7 protein-coding genes are annotated in these 12545 nt (G+C 73.0%); 5 read left to right on the top strand and 2 right to left on the bottom strand.

What is annotated here, in order from left to right:
- Positions 1-41 precede the first annotated feature (41 nt).
- The gene (locus K4S16_RS18285) at positions 42-2072 is read right to left on the bottom strand and encodes a phosphocholine-specific phospholipase C (RefSeq protein ID WP_149260202.1); all 2031 of its coding nucleotides are present in this window, start codon (positions 2070-2072) and stop codon (positions 42-44) included.
- A 126-nt stretch (positions 2073-2198) separates the two neighbouring features.
- The gene (locus K4S16_RS18290) at positions 2199-3887 is read right to left on the bottom strand and encodes an ATP-binding cassette domain-containing protein (protein WP_149260203.1); all 1689 of its coding nucleotides are present in this window, start codon (positions 3885-3887) and stop codon (positions 2199-2201) included.
- A 210-nt stretch (positions 3888-4097) separates the two neighbouring features.
- Between K4S16_RS18290 and K4S16_RS18295 the strand changes: the two genes are divergently transcribed.
- From K4S16_RS18295 to K4S16_RS18315, 5 genes are all read left to right on the top strand, one after another.
- Positions 4098-4670, top strand: a complete 573-nt coding sequence (locus K4S16_RS18295; protein ID WP_149260204.1) for an OsmC family protein — start codon at positions 4098-4100, stop codon at positions 4668-4670.
- Positions 4671-4819: 149 nt separating this feature from the next.
- Positions 4820-6106, top strand: coding sequence for an NAD(P)/FAD-dependent oxidoreductase (locus K4S16_RS18300; RefSeq protein WP_200841956.1), 1287 nt, complete (start codon positions 4820-4822; stop codon positions 6104-6106).
- Between the two features lie 16 nt (positions 6107-6122).
- Positions 6123-7454 carry an NAD(P)/FAD-dependent oxidoreductase gene (locus K4S16_RS18305; protein ID WP_149260205.1) on the top strand — a complete coding sequence of 444 codons (1332 nt, stop codon included), beginning with the start codon at positions 6123-6125 and terminating at the stop codon, positions 7452-7454.
- A gap of 25 nt (positions 7455-7479) precedes the next feature.
- Positions 7480-10692 carry an AAA family ATPase gene (locus K4S16_RS18310; protein WP_149260206.1) on the top strand — a complete coding sequence of 1071 codons (3213 nt, stop codon included), beginning with the start codon at positions 7480-7482 and terminating at the stop codon, positions 10690-10692.
- Between the two features lie 518 nt (positions 10693-11210).
- On the top strand, positions 11211-12419 hold the full coding sequence (locus tag K4S16_RS18315) for an extracellular solute-binding protein (protein WP_160160946.1): 1209 nt from the start codon (positions 11211-11213) through the stop codon (positions 12417-12419).
- Positions 12420-12545: the final 126 nt, after the last annotated feature.

Genomic DNA, 12545 nt, shown 5'->3' on the forward strand with positions numbered 1-12545 from the left:
GGTGGTCTTTGGCGAGGGCGTCAAAGGGGTGTGGCCACGGGTCAGGGGCTCAGGGCCGGGTCGGTTGTGCTGGGCTTGCCGTTCTCTATGTGGCCGGCGAAGTGTCGTAGGAAGGACTTGTCGGTCGCGCAGGTCACGGAGAGGTCGTACCAGGACTTGGTCCGGCCCAGGTCGGTGTTGTGGATGGCTCGGCCGCCGGGCGGGATCGTGTAGTTCGCCGAACGTCCGCCGTAGGCGTTGGAGACCGTGAGGCGGCAGGGGGACTTGCCGTTGTTGACCAGGAGGAGCTTCAACATGCCGCGGTTGTCGCGGACGGTCGCCTCCACTCCGGTACCGGCCGCTCCCTTGAACCGCCGCAGGAACCCGTTCGGGCCGTGCACCGAGAAGTCGTAGGCTCCGTCGGCCTTCCACGAGTCCGACAGCTTCTTGCCTTCATGGACCGTGTAGGTCCATGGGCCGTCGGTCCGGGTGCCGGAGGTCACGTGGAAACAGATGCCCGCTTGGGTCCCGGCAGAGAAGTCGATGACGAGCTTGCCGCCGCGGAGCCTGCCGTCCACCACGGGTGCGTAGGGCAGAGGCCGCGCGGGACGGACGCCCCGCTCCTGCTCGGGCAGGGCAGGAGTCTTCGGCGGGGTGGGGACGTAGTCGTTGTGCCGTTCGTGGTCCTTGGGCGCGTATCCGCTGGTGTCGGGAAGGGGCACCGGCCGCTCGTTCGGACGCGCGAAGTCGAACGCTGACGTGAGGTCCCCGCACACCGCGCGGCGCCAGGGCGAGATGTTGGGTTCGCGCACGCCGAAGCGCCGCTCCATGAACTGGATGATCGAGGTGTGGTCGAACACCTGCGAACAGGCCCAGCCGCCCTTGCTCCACGGTGAGACGGCGAACATCGGGACCCGCTGGCCCAGCCCGTACGGGCCGGCGACGTATTTGGCCGACCCCGGGTAGATCTCGTTGGTGGGCTCGGCGGTGGACAGGCCCTTCGCGCGCGAGGACGGGGGGACGGGCGGCACGACGTGGTCGAAGAACCCGTCGTTCTCGTCGTAGGTGACGAGCAGGACGGTCTTGCTCCACACCTCCGGCTTAGCGGTCAGCGCGTCCAGCACCTTCGCGATGTACCAGGCGCCGTAGTTGACGGGCCAGTTCGGGTGCTCGCTGAACGCCTCAGGGGAGGCGATCCACGAGATCTGCGGGAGTCTGCCGCCCAGCACGTCCGCCTTCAGAATGCGGAACAGGTCGTCCCCGGCCTTGGCGTTGGTTCCGGTTCGGGCCTTTTCGTAGAGAGCGTCGCCCGGCTTGGCGTTCCTGTACTTGTTGAAGTAGAGCAGCGAGTTGTCGCCGTAGTTTCCGATGTACGGGTCGTTCGTCCAGCCCCAGGATCCGGCCGCGTCCAGGCCCTCCCCCTCGTCCTGGTAGACCTTCCAGGAAACCCCGGCCTTCTCTAGCCGCTCTGGGTACGTGGTCCAGTCGTAGCCGAGCTCGTCGTTCGCCAGGACGGGCCCGCCGCCGGCACCGTCGTTACCGGTGTACCCCGTCCACATGTAGTAGCGGTTCGGGTCGGTGTTGCCGATGAAGGAGCAGTGGTACGCGTCGCACACGGTGAACGCGTCAGCGAGCGCGTAGTGGAACGGGATGTCCTCACGCGTCAGGTAGGCCATCGTCGTCGCCGTCTTGGCGGGGATCCACTGGTCGTACTTGCCGTCGTTCCAGGCCTTGTGCCCCCCGTTCCAGTCGTGGTTGAGGCCCTGGATGAACTCCATTCCGAGGTCGTCCACATCGGGACGGAACGGCAGGACGTCCTTGGTGCCGTCCGACTGGTGCCACACCGTCTTGCCATTCGGAAGCGTCACCGGGCGCGTGTCACCGAAGCCCCGCACCCCGCGCAAGGAGCCGAAGTAGTGGTCGAACGAACGGTTCTCCTGCATCAGCACGACGATGTGCTCGACGTCGCGGATGGTGCCGGTGCGGTTGTGGGCCGGGATGGCAGCCGCTCTTGCGATGCTGTTCGGCAACGCGGTGAACGCTGCGGTTCCACCTGCCAGCTGTAGAAAGCGCCGCCGGTTGAACTCCGTCATGGCTGGGGTGCCTCCCTAAGGGGCGGTGCAGTGAGGGGGGCACTAGATCAGCAGGCGTCTGCGAACTCCCAGCGACGCGTGCGGGAAGCGGCCAGTAACGCCGCACGAAGGCGGTCACCGCACCAGTCAGCGGCTGGTGGGGAGGGTCCTCCGGTGGAGGGTCCACACGGCCGCGAGGAACGCGGCGACGCCCAGCACCGCGAGGAGGAGCAGGTCGCGCCAGGCGCTCACGGTGAAGGCGGGCACGTAGGACGACAGGTCGGGAGAGCCGGCGAAGCGCTCATCGAGATCAAGGAGCGAGCCGAGGGCCTGGAACGCGTGACGGTTCGCCAGGACCTGGCCGAACGCGCGGCCCGGCGCCGCCATGTCCGTCACCGGGACCACCGCTCCGGCGAACAGCACCTGCGGGAAGCAGAGCATCGGCAGCGCCAGACACGCCTGGGCGGCGTTCCGCACGGCCGCCGAGACCAGCAGGCCGAGCGCGAGCGCCGAGGTGGCCTCCATGAGGATCACGCCGAACAGCGCCGCGTACACCCGCGCGTCGGCGGGCGGCAGCCGGTCGAGCATCCGCAGGACGCCGAGCAGCAGCACGTCGACGACCGCGAGCAGCGGCACCAGCATGGTGATCTTGGACGCGAGGTAGGCGGTGACGCTCAGTCCCGCGAACCGCTCGCGCCGGAAGACGCCGAACTCCCCGACGATCTGGAGCAGGCCGTAGGTGAGGCCGAAGAAGAAGCCGTCGAAGGCGAGCCAGAAGACGATCTGCACCGGCGCGGCCCCGTGACCGCGGGGGGCGAACCCGCCCGGTTCGAACAGGACCGCCATCATCGAGGTCACCAGCACCGGTGAGCCGAGCAGGACGGCGAGGGTGAGCCGGTTGCGGACCATGACCTCGGCGTTGCGCCGGGTCAGGTGCCACCACTGGCGGATCGGGCCCGGCCGGTGCCGCGAAGGCACGCCCGGCGCCGCGGAGCCCGTGGGTGCTGTGGACGCCTCCGGGGCCGTGGGCTCGCGGTGGCCCGCCGCGCCGTCGAGCAGCACATAGACGTCGGCCAGGTCTGTGACGCCGAACTGCCGTTTGGCCTCCTCCGGCGAGCCGCTGAACGCCAGGGTGCCGCCGGGGGCCATCAGCACCACCCGATCGCACAGATCCGCGTCCTCCGGCCGGTGCGTGGAGAGGACGACGGTGACGCCCCCGCCCGACAGGGCGCGGAGCAGCCTCAGGACCTCGACGGACGTCACCGGGTCCAATCCGGACGTGGGCTCGTCCAGGAAGCAGACCCGCGGCCGGGCCAGCATCTCCACCGCGATGCTGGCCCGCTTGCGCTGCCCTCCCGAGAGGGCGCTCACGGGCACGGAAGCGCGTTCCGCCAGGTCGAGGCCGTGCAGGATCTCGTCGACCCGGCGCGTGATCGCCGCCTCCGGCGTCCCGGCCGGGAGCCTGAGCCGGGCGGCGTACGCGAGCGTGCGCCGCAACGGCAGCTCGGTGTGGATGATGTCGTCCTGCGGCACGAAGCCGACCGCGCCGCCCGCCGCCGGGTCGGCGCCGTCGTGCCGGACCCCGCCCGCCGACGGCGCGGCCAGCCCGGCCAGCGTCTCGAGCAGCGTGGTCTTTCCGGCGCCGCTGCCGCCGAGCACCGCGACGAGCTCGCCCGGCTCGATCACCAGCGAGACCTCGTCCATGATGCGCCTGCCGCCCGCGTCCCGGCTCAGGCCCTCCGCCTCGATCCTGGCGCCGGCCTCGCTCCCGGCGCGCGCCTCGATCCCGTTGGTGTCCGTCGACGGCGGCCTCGTCGCCGTCCCTTCCGTCCGCATGGCCTTCTCCTCGCGACGTCGTGAACCATCGGCCGACCACAACGCTCGCGCGAGGACCTTCCGCGGCCCTTCCCCGCGACCTTCCCGGGCCGGAGCCATCGGGGAAGGTCCGGGGAAGGCGCCCTTCGTAGCTTCCTCACGTCGCCCCGAACGGCAGCACAGTCCGCGGCGCCGCCGCGGCACGGGCGGGACGACAGAAGGAGAAGCACAATGGCCACCACGCTCAGCCGCGCGCCGCGCAACGGCGTCGACGTTCCGGCCCTGTTCGCGACCCTGGACGCGGTCAAGGGCAAGCCCGAGCTGGCCCGGTTCCAGTTCCGCGCGACCAACCGCTGGATCACCGGCACGCACAACCGCAGCACCATCAAGGGCTTCTACGGCGCGGGCCAGGAGGACACCACCCGGACCGAGGAGTTCGCGTACGACGCGGACCACCCGGCGGTGCTCGTCGGCGGCGGCAAGGCCCCCACCCCGGTGGAGTTCCTGCTGCACGCGCTGGCCGCGTGCCTCACCGCGGGCCTGGCCAACATCGCCGCCGCGCGCGGCATCACCCTCACCGAGGTCGAGTCGACCGTCGAGGGCGACATCGACCTGCTCGGCATCCTGGGCCTGTCGCAGGACGTCCGCAACGGCTACCAGGGCATCCGGGTCGGCTTCAGGATCTCCGGGGACGCCTCCGACGAGGTCCTGCGCGGGCTCGTCGAGCAGTCGCGGGCCCGGTCGGCCGTGTACGACGTGATCAGCAACGGCGTCCCGGTCGAGATCGACGTCGCCACCGACTGAGCCGGCGTCCGCCCGCCGGCACCGCGCCCAGCGGGCCGGCACGGGTCACAGGGCCGGTGCCGCGCTCACCGAGCCGGTGCCGGCTCGCCCCCCGCCCCATCCACTCTTCGATCGGCAGCGCCGGACCGCCGGCGCACGGGGAGCCCATCGTGTACAGCCACGGCAAAGGCCGCACCGACACGGACCTCATCGACATCGGTCACATCGACACCGTCGTCATCGGCGCCGGGCACGCGGGCCTGGCGATGAGCCGCCACCTCGCCGATCGCGGCGTCGACCACGTGGTGGTCGAGCGCGGGAGGATCGCCGAACGCTGGCGGAGCGCGCGCTGGGACTCGTGCCGGCTCCTCACCCCGAACCGGCTGACGCGGCTGCCCGGCCGGGCGTACCAGGGCGCCGACCCGGACGGTTTCATGACCGCCGCGGGCCTGGCCTCCTACCTGGAGGACTACGCCCGCTCGTTCGCCGCGCCGGTCGTGGAGTCGACCGCGGTGACCGAGGTCCGGCAGCTCCCCGGTGGGGACGGCGGATACGTCGTCCGCACGGACCGCGGCAGTTGGACGGCGGCGAACCTGGTGATCGCCACGGGCTACCACGCCCACGCGCAGGTGCCCGGGTGCGCCGCCGGGCTGCCGCCGGACCTCGTGCAGGTCACCGCGGCCGGGTACCGGAGCCCCGCGCACCTGCCCGAGGGCGGCGTGCTGGTCGTCGGCGCCTCGGCGTCCGGCGTGCAGATCGCCGACGAACTGCGCCGGGCGGGGCGGCAGATCACGCTCGCGGTCGGCGCGCACAGCCGGCTGCCCCGCCGCTACCGCGGCCGGGACATCTTCTGGTGGCTGGAGCGCACGGGGTCGCTGGACCGGGTGATCGACGACCTGCCCGACCCGGCGCGCGCGCTGCGAGAGCCGTCCCTGCAGCTCAGCGGCTCCGACCGGGCCGTGGACCTCGGAGCACTGCGGGACCGCGGAGTCCGGGTGGCGGGGCGGCTGGCGGCGGTGGAGGGCGGGGTCGTCCGGTTCGCCGACGACCTGGGCGCCACCACCGCGGCGGCCGAGGCGCGCCTGCGCAGGGTCCTCGCCGGGATCGACGACCATGTGGCCGGCTCGCCGGTACCGGACGCCGAGCCCGTCCCGCCCGTGCTGCTGGAGTCCGGGCCGCGCACCCTCGACCTGCGGCGCGCCGCCGTCTCCACGGTCGTGTGGGCCACCGGCATGCGGCCCCGCTACCCGTGGCTGAAGGTCCCCGTGCTGGACGGGACCGGCCGGATCCGGCACCGGCGGGGCGTGACCGCCGCCCCCGGCCTGTACGCGATCGGGCTGCGGTTCCAGTACCGGCGCGATTCCACGTTCATCGGCGGCGCCCGGCACGACGCCGCCTACCTCGCCGACCACATCGCCGTCCGGCGTGCCGCACGGCCGCGACGGACGCCGCACTGACGAACGGAACACGATGATGCCTGCCTCGACCCCGCACCACCGGCCGGACCGGCGCGCCTCCCACGCCGTCGATCCGCATGGCGCTCCCCGCCCGCAAGCCCCTTCCGGCGAGTACGACGCCGTCGTGGTCGGCGCGCGCTGCGCCGGCGCGGCCACCGCGATGCTGCTGGCCCGCCGCGGACTGCGCGTCCTCGTGCTGGAACGGGCCCGGCGCGGCACCGACACGCTGTCCACCCACGCGCTGATGCGGGGCGGCGCCACGCTCCTGCACCGCTGGGGGCTGCTCGACCGGATCGCCGCCGCGGGCACGCCCCCCGTCCGCCGGACCCGGTTCCACTACCCCGGCGAGACGGTCACCGTGTCGATCAAGCCCGCCGCCGGGGTGGACGCGCTGTACGCGCCCCGGCGGACCCTGCTGGACTCGATGCTCGTGGACGCGGCCGTCGCGGCGGGCGCGGAGGTGCGGTTCGGAGTGGCCGTCACCGACCTGGTCCGCGACTCCGGCGGGCGGGTCACCGGGGTGGTGGGCCGGGCCCGCTCCGGCGATCCGGTGCGGGTCCGCGCGCGGCTGACCGTCGGCGCCGACGGAGCGCGTTCCCTGGTGGCCCGGCGGGCCGGCGCGCGGACGGAGCACGTCGGCACCGGGGCCGGCGCGATCGTCTACGGATACTGGACGGGGCTGCCGACCGACGGGTACGAGTGGTTCTACCGGCCGGGCGGCAGCGCCGGGCTCATCCCCACCGACGACGGACGCGTGTGCCTGTTCACCGGCGTCCCGGCCGACCGGTTCGCCCGGGAGGTCGCCGGGGATCTGCGCCGCGGCTACCGGCGGCTCGCCGCGGAGATCGCCGGTCAGGCCGGCGACCGGCTGGCCGCCGCCGAGGCGCCCCGCCGGCTGCACGCCTTCCCGGGCCGTGCCGGCTTCCTGCGCGGCGCGTGGGGCCCGGGCTGGGCGCTGGTCGGCGATGCCGGCGGCTTCCTCGATCCCCTGAGCACGCACGGCATGACCGACGCGCTGCGCGACGCGCACCTGCTGGAGCAGGCGGTGGCGGAGATGCTGCGCGGGGCCGCCGAGCACGAGGCGCTCGCCAGGTACCAGTTCCGCCGCGACCGGCTCTGCGGGCCGATCTTCAAGGTGGCGGACCGGCTGGCCGGATACCGCTGGGACGTCGCCGAGGTCCAGGGGCTGCTGCGGGAGATGAGCTCGGCGATCAGCAAGGAGACCGAGGCCCTGTCAGAGGCCCTGTCAGAGGCCCTGTCAGAGGCCCTGTCACCTGCGGGAACGATGTCCGAACAGCGGCAAATAATCACTAATGCGCATTATGGTGAGTGGAGGTCGGCGACATGAGCGGCCATGGATCGGCAGGTGGTCGATGGTGAAGCGGGCCGGGCGCGAGGCCGTCGAGGTCGCGCTGCTGGGCCGGTTCGAGGTCCGGGTCGCGGGAGACCCGGTCCCCGCCGCTGCCTGGAGCCGGCGCCACGCCGCGGCGCTGGTGAAGATGCTGTCGCTCGCGCCCCGCCGCCGGATGCACCGCGAGCAGGTCATGGACGCGCTCTGGCCGGACGTGCCCGTGCACGAGGCGGCGCCCCGCCTGCACAAGGCGGCGCACTTCGCCCGCCGCGTCCTCGGTACCGGCAGCCTGGTGCTGCGCGCCGAATCGGTCATGCTCTTCCCGGACGTCGAGATCGACATCGACGTGCTCCGCTTCCAGGAACTCGCCGCCAAGGCCCTCCAGGAGGGCGACCAGGCCGCGGCGTCCGAGGCGGCGGACGCGTACCGGGGCCCGCTCCTGCCCGAAGACCCCTACGAACCATGGGCGGACGAGCCGCGGGATCGCCTCCACTCCGAATACCTCCGGATGCTGCGCCAGGCCCGGCGGTGGGCCGAGCTAGCCGAGCAGGACCCGGCCGACACCGAGGCCCACCTGGAGCTGATGCGCCGGCACGCCGGCCTCGGGGACCGCCGCGCGGCACTGCGCCAGTTCGAGCGCATGGACCGGGCGCTCCACCGGGAACTGGGCGTGGGGCCGAGCGACGAGGCCATCGCACTGCGCAACTCGCTCGTGGAGACCGCCGGCCCGCCGGGCGGCCCCGCCCCGTCCGCGCGGACCGCCCTGGTCGGCCGCGCGGCGTCCACGGCGACCCTCGAAGGCCTGCTGGCGGAGGCCGGCCGGGACCGCGGCCTCGGCCGCACGGTGTTCATCTCGGGCGCGCCCGGCATGGGCAAGTCGACGCTCGCCGAGTGGATGCGCGGACGGGCCGCCGCCAGCGGCTGGCGGGTCGGGCACGGCGTCGCCGCCCCGATCGAGGGCGCCTGGGCGTACGCGCCGGTGCTGGAGGCCCTCGCCGACCTGTGCCGGCACCACCCCACCCTGCTGGACGGCCTGGACGACCGGTGCCGGGAGGACATCGACCGGGCGCTGTCGGGCCGCGTGCTCGACTGGGACGGCGACGGCAGCCACCAGCGGCTGTTCGTGGCCGTGGCCGAGCTGGTCCGGCTCGCCGCGGCGGGCACCGGCGTCCTGCTGACGGTCGACGACGTGCACGAGGCCGACGACGCCAGCCTGCGGCTGCTCCACTACCTGTCCCGCAGCTGCCTGTCCGAGCGCCTGATCCTGGTGCTGACGCATCGCCGGCAGCCGATCACCGAGGCCTTCGAGAACGTCCGGGCGAGCCTGCTGGGCCGGACGGCCGCCATCGAGGTGGCCCTGGCGCCACTCGACCGCGCCGAGACCGCCGAGCTGGTGGCCGCCTGCCGCCCGGACGCGCCCGGCGGGCTCGTCGAGCACATCTGGGACGTCTCCGGCGGGGTGCCGTTCCCGATCGTCGAGCTGGCGCGGACCGCCGGACTCTCCCGGGACGGCGGCGCGGAGGGCGAGCCCATGCCGGGCGACGCCGTGCTGGCGGTGCTGTCCCCCCGGCTGCGCACCGCCCTCGAACCCGTCGCGACGGCGGGATCGACGTTCGACACCGACGAGTTCATCGCGCTGTGCGGCCTGCCGGACGAGGACGAGGCGTTCGACTGCCTCGACGCCGCACTGGCGGCCCTGGTGGTCGAGCGGACCCTCGGCGGCTACCGGTTCCGGCACCGGCTGATCCGCGACGCGCTGCTCGCCGGGATCCCGCCGCACCGCGAGCGGGCGCTGCACCGGGCCTGCGCGCGGCGGCTCGCGGCGATGGGGTCCTCGCCGGCCCGCGTCGGCCACCATCTGCTGGCCGCGGGCGAGCACCGGGCCGCGGTGCCGTACGTCCTGCGGGCGGCCGAGACCCAGGCGGCCGTGGGGGCCTACCGCGACGCGCTGTCCCTGGTGGACTCGGTGCGCTCGGTGGCGGAGGGAGCGGACCTGGCCAGGGTCCTGGCGCTGCGGGCCGAGCTGCTGGGCGCGGTCGGCGACCCGGCCGCGATCTCCGCGTTCCGGCAGGCCGTCGCGGCGGCTCCCGAGGCCGCGCGGCGGCCGCTGCGCGCCCGGATGGCCCTGACGGCCGTCTACCTCCACGACCTCGACACCGCGGGCGCGGTGCTGGCCGGGCTGGAGGCCCCGGCCGCCGACGGCGAGCAGACGGGCGGGGACGGCCGCGACCAGCGCGACGCGAACGCCACGATCATGCTGATCAAGGGCTACCTGGCCTACTTCGGCGGCGACCTGGACGCCGCGTGGGAGGCGGTGTCGACGGCCGACCGGCTGAGCGCGGCCGACAGCGCCGGCTGGCGGCAGCTCGACATGATCGCCCTGAAGGGGCTCATCACGCACAACCGCGGCGAGTGGGACCAGCTGATGCGGCTGGAGCTGATGCGCACCCGCCAGGACCCCGGGCTGACCACGGCCGTCTTCGACTCGCACCTGTGCGTGGTCGAGTTCCTGCTCTACGGCCCGACCCCCTACTCGGAAGTGATCGAGTTCGCCCGGACCCTCCGCACGACCGCGGAGCGGGCCGGCGCGCTGCGCGCGGTGGCCTTCGCCGGCACGGTGATCGGCGAGGCCGCGCTGCTGCACGGCGACCTGGGCCTCGCGCTTTGCGAGCTGACCGACGCGGTGGACCTGCATCGCGAGCTCGGCGCCACGATGGGCGAGGCGCACTCGCTGCAGCGGCTGGCCGAGGTCCGCCTCGCCCTCGGCGACCGCGCCGAGGCCGGCCGCCTGCTCCGCCGGGCCCTGCCGCTCGCCCGCTGGGCACCGCTCGCGATGCACCTGCTCCAGCGCGTCTACGGCACGATGGTGGCGGCCGAGGAGGACCCCGAGGCGGCGCGCGCGGTCGTCGACGCCGCGGAGGCGTCCCTGGCCCACACCGACTTCTGCCCGTTCTGTGCCGTCATGTTCGAGGTCCCCTCCGCGATCGCGTGCACCCGCGCCGGCGACCTCGCCGAGGCGCGCCGCCACCTGGAGCGGGCCGAGCTGTCCGCGGCGATGTGGGAGGGCACGGCCTGGCAGGCGGCGATGCTGGAGGCGCGAGCCCACCTGGCCCGCGCCGAAGGGGCCGCGGACGAGGCGGCCGAACTGCTGTCGCGGGCCGCCGCGATGTTCGAGGAGGCGTCGCAGCCCCTGGACGCCGCCCGATGCCGCGCCGGCATCCCCGAAGCGGTCTGACCGCCTCGGCACCCCCGCCGTCGACGTCGATGAAGGTCGCGGCTGGCAGTGGCCGTCATGCCATATAAGGAATGGACCCGGCGCCGAGAGCGCGCGGAGCCGTTCGTCGCGGTGGTCGGAGGGTGGCGCGCTGGGGCGAGCGTCAGCGCCCGGTGGACTTTGCACATATCCGAGTAAGGGCGCATCGCAGCGGGTTGGTAACTCTGCGTCACGGGTACGCACGGCTGGTGACGATCGGGCTTGAACGCGGCCCGTGCGGAGGTTGCGGCGATGAGTCCGGGAGCCAGGTCACCGCCGCGGGACACTGGGGGGTTGGGATGGGACGGGATCCTGCACGCGTCTCTCGGCGCGGGGCGCTCAAGCTGGCGGGGGTGGGGGCACTTGGCGCGACGGCGGCCGCACGCGTCCCCGGAGGCGGGGATCAAGGGACCGCGGCGCAGCCGGAGCCCCCCACGATCTTTCTCGAGCCGACCAGGAAGCTCTCGGGCACGTTGTCGATCCTCCAGCGGAGGCATTACGTGCCCCGCTACGACAGGTGGTTCGACGCCTTCGCCAAGGAGTGGGGGAGGCGCGTGGGAGTGGACGTGCGAGTCGAGCACGTCGTCCCGGAGAGTCTCGTGTCGCGCACGCAGGCGTTGATCGAGGCGGGGACCGGCCAGGACCTCATCGAGTGGATCAGCCCTCCCGCGCAGCTCGAACCGTACCTCGTCGACATGGGCGACCTCCAGGCGGAAGCGGTCAGACGCTTCGGCCTCGAACAGCCCCTCTGCAGGAAGGCCGCCTACAACCCCTCCACGCGGAAGTACTACGGCTACACCCACGCCTGGGCCCCCTGCCAGGGCAACTACCGCAAGAGCCTGTGGCGGCAGGTGGGAATGGGCGACGGACCGTCGACCTGGGACGAACTGCGTGAGGGCGGCAGGGCGATCAAACGGAAGCTCAACGTCCCCGTGGGCATCGGCATGTCCAACGAGCTGGATTCCAACATCTCGGTCCGGGCGCTCATGTGGTCGTACGGCGCGTCGGTGCAGAACGAGCTCGAGCAGGTGGTGATCAACTCACCCGAGACGGTCGCCGCCGTCACCGCCATGGTGCGGCTCTACCGGGAGGCGATGACCCCGGAGGTGTTCTCCTGGAACCAGCTCTCCAATAACCAAGGGCTCATAGCCGGACGACTCTCCTACATCGCCAACCCCGTCTCGGCGTTCCGCACCGCGCAGGCCGAGGCCCCCAGGATCGCCGACGACATCTTCTTCAAGCGACCGCTCAGGGGCCCGACGGGTCTGGGCCTCAGCGGCCCGCAGCCGGTCTTCGTCTACTTCGTCCCCAGGTTCTCCAGGAATGTCGACGCCGCCAAGGAGTTCCTTCTCAACCTGTCGGCCAACGACGCGAGCAGCACCTACCAGTCCGAGCTGTACAACCTGCCGGCGTTTCCGGCCGTGGTGCCGCAACTGGACCGCTGGTTGTCAGACGACCCGTTCGGGGCACGGCCGTCCGACAAGCTCAAACTGCTGCAGGACGCGGCGACATGGACCGCGAACATCGGCTACCCGGGACCGTCCAACCCCGCCATCGGCGAGGTGTTCACCCGATCGATCCTGCCGCGGATGATGGCGCGCGCCGCCCAGGGAAGGCAGACGCCCAAGCAGTCGGTGGCCCTGGCCGAAGCCGAGATCAAGCCGATCTTCGAAAAATGGGGCTCCCGCGGCCTCCTCTGCAACTGCTGAGAACAACAGCGACCCCGACGTCACCAGGGCGCTCGGCCACAGTGCGGAGGCGGCGCGCGCGACTGACGCGTTGATTCCGGCGCGCGGGACGAGGTCGGCCCAGCGCTCGCGGCAGTTGGCGATAGT

It is taken from the genome of Actinomadura sp. K4S16 (genome assembly GCF_008327685.1).
Classification (GTDB): Bacteria; Actinomycetota; Actinomycetes; order Streptosporangiales; family Streptosporangiaceae; genus Spirillospora.